The organism is Streptomyces sp. NPDC006193, assembly GCF_040613915.1.
In the GTDB taxonomy this organism is placed as follows: domain Bacteria; phylum Actinomycetota; class Actinomycetes; order Streptomycetales; family Streptomycetaceae; genus Streptomyces.
Map to the genome: position 1 here is coordinate 78,181 of NZ_JBEXTB010000014.1, position 12,764 is coordinate 90,944.

Annotated in this window: 13 protein-coding genes; 4 read left to right on the forward strand and 9 right to left on the reverse strand. The window is 72.9% G+C overall.

Annotated features, from left to right (window positions below):
- Positions 1–58 precede the first annotated feature (58 nt).
- Positions 59–259 carry a PspC domain-containing protein gene (locus ABZ261_RS15800; RefSeq protein WP_356859402.1) on the forward strand — a complete coding sequence of 67 codons (201 nt, stop codon included), beginning with the start codon at positions 59–61 and terminating at the stop codon, positions 257–259.
- A gap of 76 nt (positions 260–335) precedes the next feature.
- Here the strand turns inward: ABZ261_RS15800 and ABZ261_RS15805 are convergent, their stop codons facing one another.
- Together ABZ261_RS15805 and ABZ261_RS15810 are read right to left on the reverse strand one after the other, a co-directional pair.
- Positions 336–716: an ATP-binding protein gene (locus tag ABZ261_RS15805; protein ID WP_356859404.1), complete on the reverse strand. Its 381-nt coding sequence runs from the start codon at positions 714–716 to the stop codon at positions 336–338.
- A 151-nt stretch (positions 717–867) separates the two neighbouring features.
- Positions 868–2,055: an adenosine deaminase gene (locus ABZ261_RS15810; RefSeq protein WP_356859406.1), complete on the reverse strand. Its 1,188-nt coding sequence runs from the start codon at positions 2,053–2,055 to the stop codon at positions 868–870.
- 134 nt (positions 2,056–2,189) lie between these two features.
- Between ABZ261_RS15810 and ABZ261_RS15815 the strand changes: the two genes are divergently transcribed.
- Entirely contained in the window at positions 2,190–2,951 is a 762-nt protein-coding gene (locus ABZ261_RS15815; RefSeq protein ID WP_356859408.1) for an alpha/beta hydrolase, read from the forward strand.
- 17 nt (positions 2,952–2,968) lie between these two features.
- Here ABZ261_RS15815 and ABZ261_RS15820 read toward each other — a convergent pair whose 3' ends face one another.
- On the reverse strand, positions 2,969–3,931 hold the full coding sequence (locus tag ABZ261_RS15820) for a LysR substrate-binding domain-containing protein (protein WP_356859410.1): 963 nt from the start codon (positions 3,929–3,931) through the stop codon (positions 2,969–2,971).
- Between the two features lie 63 nt (positions 3,932–3,994).
- Here ABZ261_RS15820 and ABZ261_RS15825 point away from each other — a divergent pair, with 63 nt between their 5' ends.
- Together ABZ261_RS15825 and ABZ261_RS15830 are read left to right on the forward strand one after the other, a co-directional pair.
- Positions 3,995–5,278 (forward strand): MFS transporter, encoded by a 1,284-nt coding sequence (locus ABZ261_RS15825; protein WP_356859412.1) that lies wholly within the window; start codon positions 3,995–3,997, stop codon positions 5,276–5,278.
- Positions 5,279–5,420: 142 nt separating this feature from the next.
- On the forward strand, positions 5,421–6,434 hold the full coding sequence (locus ABZ261_RS15830; protein ID WP_356859414.1) for a sigma-70 family RNA polymerase sigma factor: 1,014 nt from the start codon (positions 5,421–5,423) through the stop codon (positions 6,432–6,434).
- On the opposite strand, the gene ABZ261_RS15835 is transcribed toward ABZ261_RS15830, so the two are convergent.
- The 6 genes from ABZ261_RS15835 to ABZ261_RS15860 form a co-directional block, all read right to left on the reverse strand.
- A complete protein-coding gene (locus tag ABZ261_RS15835; protein WP_356859416.1) occupies positions 6,318–6,704 on the reverse strand; it encodes an STAS domain-containing protein in 387 nt (128 codons plus the stop codon). The genes ABZ261_RS15830 and ABZ261_RS15835 overlap by 117 nt on opposite strands.
- Before the next feature lie 181 nt (positions 6,705–6,885).
- Positions 6,886–8,169 carry a thymidine phosphorylase gene (locus tag ABZ261_RS15840; protein WP_356859418.1) on the reverse strand — a complete coding sequence of 428 codons (1,284 nt, stop codon included), beginning with the start codon at positions 8,167–8,169 and terminating at the stop codon, positions 6,886–6,888.
- Positions 8,170–8,241: 72 nt separating this feature from the next.
- Positions 8,242–8,646, reverse strand: coding sequence for a cytidine deaminase (locus ABZ261_RS15845; protein ID WP_356859420.1), 405 nt, complete (start codon positions 8,644–8,646; stop codon positions 8,242–8,244).
- Positions 8,643–9,929: an ABC transporter permease gene (locus ABZ261_RS15850; protein ID WP_356859421.1), complete on the reverse strand. Its 1,287-nt coding sequence runs from the start codon at positions 9,927–9,929 to the stop codon at positions 8,643–8,645. The genes ABZ261_RS15845 and ABZ261_RS15850 overlap by 4 nt, the downstream gene beginning before the upstream one ends.
- Positions 9,929–11,056: an ABC transporter permease gene (locus ABZ261_RS15855; protein WP_356859423.1), complete on the reverse strand. Its 1,128-nt coding sequence runs from the start codon at positions 11,054–11,056 to the stop codon at positions 9,929–9,931. Before ABZ261_RS15855 ends, ABZ261_RS15850 begins: the two co-directional genes overlap by 1 nt.
- Positions 11,053–12,612, reverse strand: coding sequence for an ABC transporter ATP-binding protein (locus ABZ261_RS15860; RefSeq protein WP_356859532.1), 1,560 nt, complete (start codon positions 12,610–12,612; stop codon positions 11,053–11,055). The genes ABZ261_RS15855 and ABZ261_RS15860 overlap by 4 nt, the downstream gene beginning before the upstream one ends.
- Positions 12,613–12,764 lie beyond the last annotated feature (152 nt).

A 12,764-nucleotide genomic window follows, 5' to 3' on the forward strand; every position in this document is an offset into this window, starting at 1 on the left:
ACCCGGGCGGCCCCGGCCACCGGTCCGGAAGCGGGCCGAGAACACGACAGGAGCGACCATGACCCGCCTTGCCCGCCCCACCCACGGCCGCATGATCGGCGGAGTGTGCGCCGCGCTGGCGCGGCGCTTCGGCACCTCCGCGACCACGATGCGGGTGATCTTCCTGCTGTCGTGCCTGCTGCCGGGCCCGCAGTTCCTGCTGTACATAGCGCTGTGGATCCTGCTGCCCTCGGAGGACAAGGTCCGCACCGCCTGGTGAGCCGGCAGCCCGGCAGACCACGGGGGCGCGTCCGGCCCCGCCGGAGCGCCCCGCGCGCGTCGGGCCGAGGCCGGTGTCAGCCGACCGGGATCCCGTTGACGGGCACACCGTGCGTGGGCAGCCCCCGCAGCGGCAGTCCGCCGAGCAGCCGGGCGGCCGGCTTGGTCGGGCTTCCGGCGAGGACGCTCTTGCCGAGGGGCCGCGCGGCGGACGCGCCCTTGCCGCCGGCCGGCTTCACGGCGCCACCGCGCTTGGCCACGGGCGCCGGCGCCTTGGCCGGACCGCTGCCGGGCAGCGCCTCGACGAGCTGCTCGGACGGCAGCGTCCTGGTGACGGTGTCCAGGGTCCGGCCGGCGTCCGGGGCGGCCGGGGCCGCGTGGGCGGCGCCCGCGCCCACGGCGGCGACGGCGGCACCGAGGGCGGCGACGCCCAGGCTCTTGGCAGCAGACTGCTTCATGGTGAATGCGTCCTTGCATTGCGGAGACGGGAGATCAGGAACGATCTGAGCGGTCCACGACCGTAAACACCGCAAGCCGCCCGCCGCAAACCCCGGAATGCGGACGGTGTGCGCGCACGCGTCCGCATTCCGGGGCCGGAATGCCGGGCTTTCATCTCTGGGCGCCGCCGGAACCGCTGGTGGAGGCGGTCTGCTGGAACAGCCATTCGGACTTCAGCGCCGAATATCCCGGCTTGATGACGTCATTGATCATCGCCAATCGTTCATCGAAAGGGATGAACGCTGATTTCATCGCATTGACGGAGAACCACTGCAGGTCGTCGAGGGTGTAACCGAACGCCTCGACGAGGTGCTCGAACTCCCGGCTCATCGTGGTGTGCGACATCAGCCGGTTGTCGGTGTTCACGGTGGCCCGGAAATGCAGCCGGCGCAGCAGTCCGATGGGGTGCTCGGCATAGGAGGGCGCGGCCCCGGTCTGCAGGTTGGAACTGGGGCACAGCTCCAGCGGGATCCGCTTGTCCCGGACGTACGAGGCGAGCCGGCCGAGCCGGACCGAGCCGTCCTCGCGGACCTCGATGTCGTCGATGATCCGCACCCCGTGCCCGAGCCGGTCGGCGCCGCACCACTGCAGCGCCTGCCAGATGGACGGCAGCCCGAAGGCCTCGCCGGCGTGGATGGTGAAATGATTGTTCTCCCGCTTGAGGAATTCGAATGCGTCCAGGTGCCGGGTGGGCGGATAGCCGGCCTCGGCGCCGGCGATGTCGAAGCCGACCACGCCGGAGTCCCGGTGGCGGTTGGCGAGTTCGGCGATCTCCAGGGAGCGGGCCGCGTGCCGCATCGCGGTCAGCAGGGCGCCGACGCGGATCCGCCGGCCGTTGTCCCGAGCGCGCCGCTCGCCCTGCCGGAATCCCTCGTTCACGGCCTCCACCACCTCCTCCAGGGAGAGCCCCCCGTCGAGGTGCTGCTCCGGCGCGTAGCGGACCTCGGCGTAGACGACCCCGTCCTCGGCGAGGTCCTCGGCGCACTCGCGGGCCACCCGGACCAGGGCGTCGCTGGTCTGCATCACGCCGACGGTGTGCCGGAAGGTCTCCAGATAGCGTTCCAGCGAGCCGGAGTCGGCGGCCTCGCGGAACCAGAGCCCCAGCTTGTCCGGGTCGGTCTCGGGCAGATCGCGGTAGCCCGTCTCCCGGGCCAGGTCCACGACGGTCTCCGGGCGGAGTCCGCCGTCGAGATGATCGTGCAGCAGTACCTTGGGCGCACGGCGGATCTGGTCCGGCGTGGGAACGTGCGCCGGGACGGCCGCCGGGCCGTCCCCCGTCGGTGCAGTCTGGCTCGTCATTTCCGCACTCTAACTCCTACGCGCGTAGAGGCGGCGGTGTGCGCGGCGACTGTTCTCCGGCTCTTTTCCGTCGATACGCAACGGTGACCGCACCGACGGGTTTGGTGCACCGCCCCTTCTGACACTGTTCTGTCATGGGACAGCAAGCGACGCCGGCCCGAACGGCCAGGCTCGGAAAGACGGTCGGCCCGCAGCCGGCCTCGGTGAGCGGAGCGGTGCTGCTGCTCCCCGGCGGCGAGGAGGTCTCCGCCCGCCGTCCGTCCCCCGTCCGGGCGATGACCCTCGTCCGCTCCCTGGGCCGCGCGCTCGCCCGCGCGGGCCGGGCCGAGGGGCTGGCCGTCCACCCCGTCCACTACCGCTATCGCGGCTGGAACGGCAGCGAGGCGCATCCGGCGGCGGACGCCGAGTGGGCCACCGAGGAGGTCGTACGACGCTACGGGGACGTGCCGGTCTGCCTGGCCGGGGTGGACATGGGCGCACGCGCGGCGCTGCGGGCCGGCGGGCACGAGGCCGTCGGCTCCGTGGTGGCCCTCGCCCCCTGGCTGCCGGAGGAGGACGTGGCCGCGCCCGCCGAGCCGGTCAAGCAGCTCGCCGGGCGCCGGGTGCTGATCGTGCACGGCACGAACGACGGACGCACCGACCCCGAGCTGTCGTTCCGGTTCGCGGCGCGGGCGAAGAAGGCGAACCGGGAGGTGTGCCGGTTCGAGGTGCACTCCGACGGACACGGCCTGCACGGGCACCGGGAGGAAGTGCTCTGTCTCGCCGTGGACTTCGCCATGGGGGCGCTGTTCGGGCACCCGGTGTCACGGCCGGTGGAGGACGCCCTCGCCGCCCCGCCGCCGATCGGACTGCGGATGCCGCTGGCCGCCGGGTTCGGCAGGTCGCTGCGGCGATAGGGACGCCGCCCGCGCGCCTAGGTGTGCAGCAGGTTGCCCCTTCTGGAGAGCAGGAACTTCTTGAAGGCGGCCACGGGCGGGGTGTCCGGGCGGTCGGCCAGCCAGGCGACGCCGATCTCCCGTACCGCTCTCGGTGCGGTGACCGCCAGTTCCACCACGCCCGGTCTGGGGACCGTCGGAGGGGGCAGCAGGGCCACCCCCAGACCTGCCGCCACCAGGCCCCTCAGCGTCTCCGCCTCCTCGCCCTCGAAGGCGATGCGGGGTGCGAAGCCGGCCTCGCGGCACAGGGCGTCGGTGATGCGCCGCAGGCCGTAGCCGGGCTCCAGGGTGACGAAGGTCTCGTCGGCCGCCTCGGCCAGGCGGATGCGGCGGCGTCCGGCGAGGCGGTGGTCGGCGGGGACGACGAGGCGGAGCTTCTGCTCGTCCAGGCGGCGGGCGACCAGGTCGGGGGCGTCCGGCACGGGCGAGGTGAGGCAGAGGTCGAGTTCGCCGGCGCGCAGCCGCTCCAGCATCGCCTCGCCGTAGTTCTGGACCAGGCTGAAGCGCACGCGCGGGTGATCGGCGCGGAAGGCGTGCAGCAGGGCGGGCACGGTCTCGGCGCCCATGGTGTGCAGGAAGCCGAAGGCGACCTTGCCGGTGGCCGGGTCGGCGTCCGCGCGGACCTCCTCGACGGCGCGCTCGACCTCGGCGAGGGCCCGTTCGACGGCGGCGAGGAAGGTGCGGCCGGCGGTGGTCAGGGACACCGTGCGGCCGTGGCGGGCGAACAGGTCGACGCCGAGGTCCTGCTCCAGGCGGGCCATCGTCCTCGACAGCGTGGACTGCGGGACGTTCATCTCCTGCGCGGCCCGGGTGACGTGCTCGGTGCGGGCCACGCCGGCGAAGTGGGCGAGCCGCGGCGCGAGCAGCCGCACCGTCTTGTGCACGTCTTCTGTGTCACCGGACGGTGACAGCCGCTCCTGTGACCTCTGCTGATGCAGCATGGGAACGATTATGGCGGTTCCGTGCATTGGACGGATGAGCGGGGCCGTCCGTACGGTCGAGGCATGTCTCCCGCCAGTACCGGGGCGTCCACCCGCGTGGGCGCCGCCTCACCCGTTCCCCCTTCCGGCTCCGACTCCCGTACGGCCCCGGGCGGCCCCGGCTACCGCCGGATGAGCCTCGCCCTCTTCCTCGCCGGAGTGGCGACCTTCGCCCTCCTCTACTCCACCCAGGCCCTGCTGCCGCTGATCTCCGGCGAGTTCGGGGTCACGGCGAGCGAGGCGAGCTGGACCGTGGCCGCGGCGACCGGCGGGCTGGCCCTGTTCGTGCTGCCGATGAGCGCCCTGTCGGAGCGCTTCGGCCGCCGTACGGTGATGACGGCCTCGCTGGCCGTCGCCGTCACGGTCGGCCTGCTCGTGCCGTTCGCGCCGTCGCTCGGCGCGCTGGTGGTGCTGCGGGCCGTGCAGGGCGCCGCGCTGGCCGGGCTCCCGGCCTCGGCGCAGGCCTACCTGGCCGAGGAGGTGCAGCCGAAGGCGCTGGTCACGGCCATCGGGCTGTTCGTTGCGGGCAACAGCGTCGGCGGGATGAGCGGCCGGGTGATCACCGGCTGGGTCGCCCAGGAGTGGGGCTGGCGGATCTCCGTCGGCGTCATCGGCGTCCTGGCGGTCGCCTGCGCGGTGGCGTTCCGGCTGCTGCTGCCGGCGCCGCGGCACTTCACGGCGGGCTCACTGCGCCCGCGGGTGCTGCTCGGCACCGTCCGCGGCCACCTCGGCAACCCGCTGCTGCGCCGCCTGTACGCGATCGGCGCGCTGTTCATGACGGTGTTCGGCGGCGTGTACACGGTGATCGGATACCGGCTGACCGCCGAGCCGTTCGGGCTGCCGCAGGGCGTCGTGGGCTCGATCTTCCTGGTGTACCTGGTGGGCACGGTCTCCGCGTCCACCGCGGGCCGGCTGGTGGGCCGGTGCGGCCGCCGGGGCGCGCTGTACCTGGCGGGCGGCACGACGGCGGCGGGCCTGCTGCTGTCCCTGACCGCCTCCCTCCCGCTGGTCCTGCTGGGCCTGGTGCTGATCACGGCGGGCTTCTTCGCCGGGCACGCGGTCGCCTCCTCGGCGGTCAGCAGGACCGCCGCCCGGGGCCGCGCGCAGGCCTCGGCGCTGTACCAGTCCGCGTACTACATCGGCTCCAGCGCCGGCAGCACGGCCGGCGCGCTGGCCTTCCGCTCGGACGGCTGGGCCGGCACGGTCGGCGTCGGCCTCCTCGCGGTCCTCGGCGTCGTCGCGATCACCCTGCTCGGCACGCGGGCGGCCCGTTCGGCGGGCCGGCCCGAACCGGCGGGCGCGCGCTGACCCGGCCGCTCCTGCCGTCGGGACCGACGTCCTGAGCTGCGCCTTCTCCGCTCGCCGGGCCGTTGTCAGTGGGCTGGGGTAGCTTCCTGAGTGCTGGGGCGCGACGACGCGCGGACAGGACGGCCACAGGGGCGGGTGGACGATGGGCGAGACCACGGCGACGGCGGACATCGACGTCGCACTGGAGAAGCACCGGACCGAGCTGACCGGGTACTGCTACCGGATGCTCGGGTCCTCCTTCGAGGCCGAGGACGCGGTGCAGGACACCCTGGTGCGGGCATGGCGCGGCTACGGCTCGTTCGAGGGCCGGTCCTCCCTGCGCTCGTGGCTGTACCGGATCGCGACGAACGTGTGCCTGGACATGCTGGCGGCGGGCAACAGGCGGGCCAGACCCATGGACCTGACGGAGTCCACCCCGCTCGCGCAGGCGGCGCTGTCGCCCCGCCCGGACCACACCTGGCTGGAGCCGGTGCCGGACGCCCGGGTGCTGCCGGCCGTGACCGACCCGGCCGAGGCCGCCGTCGCCAAGGAGTCCGTCCGGCTGGCCTTCATGGCGGCCCTGCAGCAACTGCCGCCCAAGCAGCGGGCGGTGCTGATCCTGCGCGAGGTGCTGGCCTGGAGGGCGAGCGAGGTCGCCGAGCTGCTGGGCACCACGGTCGCCTCGGTGAACAGCGCGTTGCAGCGGGCCCGGGCCACGCTGGCCGCTCGCGGGGACGCGGGGGCCGAGGGGGCGGTGTCCGACCCGCTGGACGAGGAGCAGCGCAGGCTCCTGGAGCGCTACGTCAAGGCATTCGAGGGGTACGACATGACGGCGCTGACGGCGCTGCTGCACGAGGACGCCGTGATGACGATGCCGCCGTTCGACCTGTGGCTGCGCGGCACGGCGGACATCACCGGCTTCATGACCACGCTCGGCGCCTCCTGCGCCGGCTCCCGTCTGCTGCCGGTCGAGGCGAACGGCCTGCCGGGCTTCGCCCAGTACAAGCCGGACCCGGACAGCGGCGGGTTCACTCCGTGGGCGGTGCAGGTGCTGGAGGTCTCAGACGGCCGGATCACCGGTTTCCACTGCTTCCTCGACACCGGGCGCTGGTTCCCCCTCTTCGGCCTGCCCCTCCACCTGGAGGCGGAGCCCGACCAGGTCCAGCAGGGCGCATAGCGCGGGATCGGGGTTCCGCAGCCGGATCCGCCCGCCGGCCCTGCGGGCGGTGAGCTGGAGCCGGGCGAGCAGCTCGACGGCCGCCAGCCCCGGCGGCCCGAGCCCGCCCACGTCGCACACCACCACCCCGGCGCCGCCGCCCTCCAGCAGCGCCCGCAGGCCGGCACAGAGCCGTGCCGCCTCCGCACGGCCGACGGGACCGGGCAGCACGAGCACGGCGGGCTTCTCGGCATCCACGTGCGGTAGACCGGCGGCCCGGCCGGAACTCATCGCGACCGGCCCGTCACCGCCCCGCCCGCACGGCCGTGGCCGCCCGGTCCGGGCCGCGTGGGCGGGCTGTGCGCCCGGGCGGCGCCGGGCCGGCCGGCAGGGCTCCCCAGCCGTCGGGGAGCACGAAGGGGACCGGTGCGCAGACACCGGTCCCCTTCGCCCCGAGCGGGAGTCGCGCAGGTCAGGCGATGCGCTCCAGCACGACCGGCGTGGCCTGGAAGGCGGTGCCCGGCGCCGCGATGTCGTAGGAGCCCTCCACCGCCTGCAGCGCGTAGTCGAAGCGCTCGGGGGTGTCCGTGTGCAGCGTGAGCAGGGGCTGGCCCGCGGTCACGGTGTCGCCCGGCTTGGCGTGCATCTCGACGCCCGCCGCCGCCTGCACCGGGTCCTCCTTGCGGGCGCGGCCCGCGCCCAGGCGCCAGGCGGCGATGCCGATGTCGTAGGCGTCCAGGCGGGTGAGCACGCCCGAGGCCGGGGCCTTGACCACGTGCTGTTCCTTCGAGGTGGGCAGCGGGGCGTCGGGGTCGCCGCCCTGCGCCGCGATCATCCGGCGCCACACGTCCATCGCCGAGCCGTCGGCCAGGGCCTTCGCGGGGTCGGCGTCCTCGACGCCGGCCGCGTCGAGCATCTCGCGGGCCAGGGCGATCGTCAGCTCGACGACGTCCGCCGGGCCGCCGCCCGCCAGGACCTCCACCGACTCGCGGACCTCCAGGGCGTTGCCCGCGGTCAGGCCGAGGGGGGTGGACATGTCCGTGAGGAGCGCGACCGTCCGCACACCGTGGTCGGTGCCCAGGCCCACCATCGTGGACGCCAGCTCGCGGGCGTCCTCGATCGTCTTCATGAAGGCGCCGGTGCCGACCTTCACGTCCAGGACCAGCGAGCCCGTGCCCTCGGCGATCTTCTTCGACATGATCGACGAGGCGATCAGCGGGATCGCCTCGACCGTGCCGGTGACGTCGCGGAGCGCGTACAGCTTCTTGTCCGCGGGGGCCAGGCCGTCGCCCGCCGCGCAGATCACCGCGCCGGTGGTGTCGAGGACGTGCAGCATCTCCTCGTTCGAGAGCAGGGCGCGCCAGCCCGGGATCGACTCCAGCTTGTCCAGGGTGCCGCCGGTGTGGCCGAGGCCCCGGCCGGAGAGCTGGGGCACGGCCGCGCCGCAGGCCGCGACGAGCGGGGCCAGCGGCAGGGTGATCTTGTCGCCGACGCCGCCCGTCGAGTGCTTGTCGGCGGTCGGGCGGGACAGCGAGGAGAAGTCCATGCGCTCACCGGAGGCGATCATGGCCGCGGTCCAGCGGGCGATCTCGCGGCGGTTCATGCCGTTCAGCAGGATCGCCATGGCGAGCGCGGACATCTGCTCGTCGGCGACCTCGCCGCGGGTGTAGGCGTCGATGACCCAGTCGATCTGCTCGTCGGTCAGCTCGCCGCGGTCCCGCTTGGTGCGGATGACGGAGATGGCGTCCATGGCCATGGCTGAGGGCTTCCTTCCGGGAGGTGCGAAGTGCACGGCCCCCCTGGGCGGGTCAGGGGGGCCGTACGGGAGTTACTTGGTGAGATGGTCCGGGCCGAAGGCCTGGGGCAGCATCTCGGACAGCGGGAGGATCCCCGCCGGTGTGTCCAGCAGCAGGCCGGGGCCGCCGAACTCGTGGAGCAGCTGGCGGCAGCGGCCGCACGGGACCAGCAGGGCGCCGTCGCCGTCCACGCAGGTGAAGTGGGTGAGCCGGCCGCCGCCCGTGCGCTGCAGCTCCGAGACCAGACCGCACTCGGCGCACAGGGAGAGGCCGTAGGAGGCGTTCTCCACGTTGCAGCCGGTGACGGTGCGGCCGTCGTCGACCAGGGCGGCGACGCCGACCGGATATCCGGAGTAGGGGACGTAGGCGTGGGACATGGCCTCCCGCGCCGCGGCGCGCAGCGCGTCCCAGTCGAACGCGGCCGTGTTCTGCGTCACTTGCCCTGACCCTTCCGGTAGCGCATGCCGTCCGCCTTCGGCATCCGCAGGCGCTGCGCGGACAGCGACAGCACGAGCAGCGTGACGACGTACGGCGTGGCGCCCACGAAGTCGCTCGGGACCTCGTCGGTGAGCAGGTACCAGACCAGGACCAGCGCGGCCGTGACGGCGCTGACCACGCCCGGCACGAGGGCCTTCTTGTACAGCTTCCAGCCGGCCAGCAGCGCCAGCAGGACGACGAGCAGCAGGAGCAGCGCGTGGACGGTGACACCGCCGTTGCGCAGCTGCAGCGCGTCGGAGTAGCCGAACAGGCCGGCGCCCATCGCGAGGCCGCCCGGACGCCAGTTGCCGAAGATCATGGCCGCGAGTCCGATGTAGCCGCGGCCTCCGGTCTGGCCCTCCAGGTAGGTGTGCGAGGTGACCAGCGCGAGGAAGGCGCCGCCGAGGCCGGCCAGACCGCCGGAGACGGCCACGGCGGCGTACTTGTAGCGGTAGACGTCGACGCCGAGCGACTCCGCGGCGACCGGGTTCTCACCGCAGGACCGCAGCCGCAGCCCGAACGGGGTGCGCCACAGCAGCCACCAGCTCCCGGCGAACAGCAGCACGGCGAGGACGGTGATCACGGAGAGGTTGGTGACCAGGCCGCCGATGATGCCGGCGAGGTCGGAGACCAGCAACCAGTGGTGCTTCTCGATCGACGCGAGGCCGTCCGACAGGCCGGGGACGGTGACGTGCGGCAGCGACTCCACGGGCGGGGACTGCTTGGGGTTGCCGCCCTCCTCGGCCGCGTGGCCGTCCGCGAAGAACAGCTTGGCGAGGTACTGGGTGGTGCCGAGCGCGAGGAGGTTGACGGCGACGCCGGAGACGATGTGGTCGACGCCGAAGGTGATGGTGGCGACGGCGTGCACCAGGCCGCCGAGGACACCGAAGCCGATCCCGCACACCAGGCCGAGCCAGGGGCTGGACTGCCAGCCGATCCAGCCGGCGCCGAAGGTGCCGAGGATCATCATGCCCTCGAGGCCGATGTTGACCACGCCGGCCCGCTCCGACCACAGGCCGGCGAGACCGGCGAGGCCGATCGGCACGGCGAGGCCGAGGGCGGCGCCGACCTGTCCGGCGGAGTCGAGCTGGTCGGCGCCGGTGATCACGCGGACCGCGGCCAGGAGCAGCAGCGCACCGGCGACGATCATGAGGACCATGCCGGTGGAGCGGCCGGGACGCGGGGCGGCGCCGGCCGTCTTGGGGGCCGCGGGCGGCGGCGCGTCGGTCATCGTGGCAGTCATCACGCCACCTCCTGCTTCTTCGTCGGAGCGGCGGCCCGGGCGGCGAGTTCGGCGCCGACCCGCTGCTGCTGGCGCTTCATCCCGAAGCGGCGTACGACCTCGTAGGCGATGACGACGCACAGGACGATGACGCCCTGGATGACGCCGAGGATCTCCTTGTCGTACCCCTGGAACTCCAGGTGGTTGGTGGTGCGCTCGAGGAAGCCCCAGAGCAGGGCGCCGAGCGCTATGCCGACCGGGTGGTTGCGGCCGAGCAGCGCGATGGCGATGCCGGTGAAGCCGACGCCGGCCGGGAAGTCGTTGCTGAACTGGTGGCTGTCGTTGAGCAGGGTCGGCATGCCGATCAGGCCGGCCACCGCACCCGAGATGATCATGCTGGTGGCGACCATCTTCTTCACCCCGACACCGCTCGCGGCGGCGGCGGTCTCGGACTGGCCGACGGTGCGCAGGTCGAAGCCGAACCGGGTGCGGCCCAGCACGAACCAGTAGGCGATGCCGACGAGCACGGCGACGACGACGAAGCCCCACAGCTCGCCGGCCGGGCCGGTGTCGAAGCTGAAGAAGTAGGAGGACGACGGCAGCGGCTCGGTGGAGACGAGGGTGCCCGCCTGGTCGAGCCGGCCCAGTTTCCCGGGCTGCAGCAGGTAGGCGATGATCGCGGTGGCGATCGAGTTCAGCATGATCGTCGCGATGACCTCGCTGACGCCGCGGGTCACCTTCAGGACGCCGGCGATGGCCGCCCACAGGGCGCCGGTCGCCATGGCGCACAGGATGATCAGCGGGATGGCGAGCCAGCCGGGCAGGCTGAGCGCCCCGCCGAGGACGGCGGCGATGAACGCGGCGAGCCGGTACTGGCCGTCGACGCCGATGTTGAACAGGTTCATGCGGAAGCCGACGGCCACCGCGACACCGGCGAGGTAGTACGTCGTCGCCTTGTTCAGGATGTAGACCTGGCTGTCGCTGGCGAAGCCGTACGTCACCATGTCGCTGAAGGCGTCGCCGGGGTTCTTGCCGGTCGCGAGGATCACCAGGGTGGTGACGACGAGCGCGGCGACCACCGCCAGCAGCGGCGCGGCGATGCCGAGGGCCAGCCGCTCCTTGTCGATCCGTGAGGTCAGCTTGTTCATCGCGCGTCGTCCTCTGCGTGCTCCAGGTGGCCGGTGGCCGCACCCGTCATGGCGGAGCCCAGCTCCTCGGGGGTGATCGTGGCGGGGTCGGCGTCGGCGACCAGGCGGCCGCGGTACATCACCCGCAGGGTGTCGGAGAGCCCGATCAGCTCGTCCAGGTCGGCGGAGATCAGCAGCACGGCCAGACCCTCGCGGCGGGCCTCGCGGATGTGGTCCCAGATCGCGGCCTGCGCGCCGACGTCCACACCGCGGGTGGGGTGGGCGGCTATGAGCAGCTTGGGATTGTGGCTCATCTCACGGCCGACGATCAGCTTCTGCTGGTTGCCGCCGGACAGGGAGGCGGCGGTGACGTCGATGCCGGGGGTGCGCACGTCGTACGCCTCGACGATGCGCTGGGTGTCGGCGCGGGCCGCCTTGGGGTCGAGCAGTCCGCCGCGCGAGTTGGGCTTCTCGGTGACGTGGCCGAGGATGCGGTTCTCCCACAGCGGCGCTTCCAGCAGCAGGCCGTGGCGGTGGCGGTCCTCGGGGACGTAGCCGATGCCGGACTCGCGGCGGTCGCGGGTGGGGGCGTGGGAGATGTCGGCGCCGTCGAGGGTGACGACACCGGCGTCGGGCCGGCGCATGCCCATGATCGCCTCGACCAGTTCGGACTGGCCGTTGCCCTCCACACCGGCGATGCCGAGGACCTCGCCCTTGTGGATGGTGAAGGAGATCTCGTCCAGGATGACGCGCTCGACGCCGTCGAGGTCGGTCTGCGTCAGGTGCAGGCCGTCCACCGTGAGCATCGGCACGTCCGTGACCGTGGACTCCTCGGTCTCCGGGGTGGGCAGTTCGCTGCCGACCATCAGCTCGGCGAGCTGCCGGGGGGTGGTGCCGCGCGGCTCGACCGTGCCGACGGTGGTGCCGCGCCGGATGACGGTGATCTCGTCGGCGACGGAGAGCACCTCGCCCAGCTTGTGGGAGATGAAGATGACGGTGAGGCCCTCGGCCTTCAGCTCGCGCAGGTTGTCGAAGAGGGCGTCGACCTCCTGCGGCACCAGGACGGCCGTGGGCTCGTCCAGGATGAGGGTCTTGGCGCCGCGGTAGAGGACCTTGAGGATCTCCACGCGCTGGCGGTCGGCGACGCCGAGTTCCTCCACGAGGGCGTCGGGCCGCACGCCGAGGCCGTAGGCGTCGGAGATCTCCATGATCTTCGCCCGTGCCCTGCCCCCGATGCCGTGCAGCTTCTCCGCGCCGAGGACGACGTTCTCCAGCACGGTGAGGTTGTCGGCGAGCATGAAGTGCTGGTGCACCATGCCGATGCCGCGGGCGATGGCGTCGCCGGGGTTGTGCAGGACGACCTGTTCCCCGTTGACGGTGATGGTGCCCTCGTCCGGCTGCTGCATGCCGTAGAGGATCTTCATCAGGGTGGACTTGCCGGCGCCGTTCTCGCCGCACAGGGCGTGGACGGTGCCCGTGCGGACCGTGATGTCGATGTCGCGGTTGGCGACGACGCCGGGGAAACGCTTGGTGATGCCGCGCAGTTCGACGGCAGCGGGAGGGCTGGACGCGTTGATGGCGCACTCTCCTCGGGGAAGGGGGCTGCGGGGAGGGGGCAGGGCGTCGGCGACGCTAGCGCGGCAACTCCACGCTACACGCGTAGAGTTGACACATTGTTATGGCTCGGCGGGGGGCTCCGTCAGGCGCCCCCGCGCCGAGCCTGGGTCGG

Excerpts from the sequence above, each read along its gene's own strand:
- ABZ261_RS15800 (WP_356859402.1), top strand. The coding sequence starts at position 59 with ATGACCCGCCTTGCCCGCCCCACCCACGGCCGCATGATCGGCGGAGTG.
- ABZ261_RS15805 (WP_356859404.1), bottom strand. The coding sequence starts at position 716 with ATGAAGCAGTCTGCTGCCAAGAGCCTGGGCGTCGCCGCCCTCGGTGCC.
- ABZ261_RS15810 (WP_356859406.1), bottom strand. The coding sequence starts at position 2,055 with ATGACGAGCCAGACTGCACCGACGGGGGACGGCCCGGCGGCCGTCCCG.
- ABZ261_RS15815 (WP_356859408.1), top strand. The coding sequence starts at position 2,190 with ATGGGACAGCAAGCGACGCCGGCCCGAACGGCCAGGCTCGGAAAGACG.
- ABZ261_RS15820 (WP_356859410.1), bottom strand. The coding sequence starts at position 3,931 with ATGCTGCATCAGCAGAGGTCACAGGAGCGGCTGTCACCGTCCGGTGAC.
- ABZ261_RS15825 (WP_356859412.1), top strand. The coding sequence starts at position 3,995 with ATGTCTCCCGCCAGTACCGGGGCGTCCACCCGCGTGGGCGCCGCCTCA.
- ABZ261_RS15830 (WP_356859414.1), top strand. The coding sequence starts at position 5,421 with ATGGGCGAGACCACGGCGACGGCGGACATCGACGTCGCACTGGAGAAG.
- ABZ261_RS15835 (WP_356859416.1), bottom strand. The coding sequence starts at position 6,704 with ATGAGTTCCGGCCGGGCCGCCGGTCTACCGCACGTGGATGCCGAGAAG.
- ABZ261_RS15840 (WP_356859418.1), bottom strand. The coding sequence starts at position 8,169 with ATGGCCATGGACGCCATCTCCGTCATCCGCACCAAGCGGGACCGCGGC.
- ABZ261_RS15850 (WP_356859421.1), bottom strand. The coding sequence starts at position 9,929 with ATGACTGCCACGATGACCGACGCGCCGCCGCCCGCGGCCCCCAAGACG.
- ABZ261_RS15855 (WP_356859423.1), bottom strand. The coding sequence starts at position 11,056 with ATGAACAAGCTGACCTCACGGATCGACAAGGAGCGGCTGGCCCTCGGC.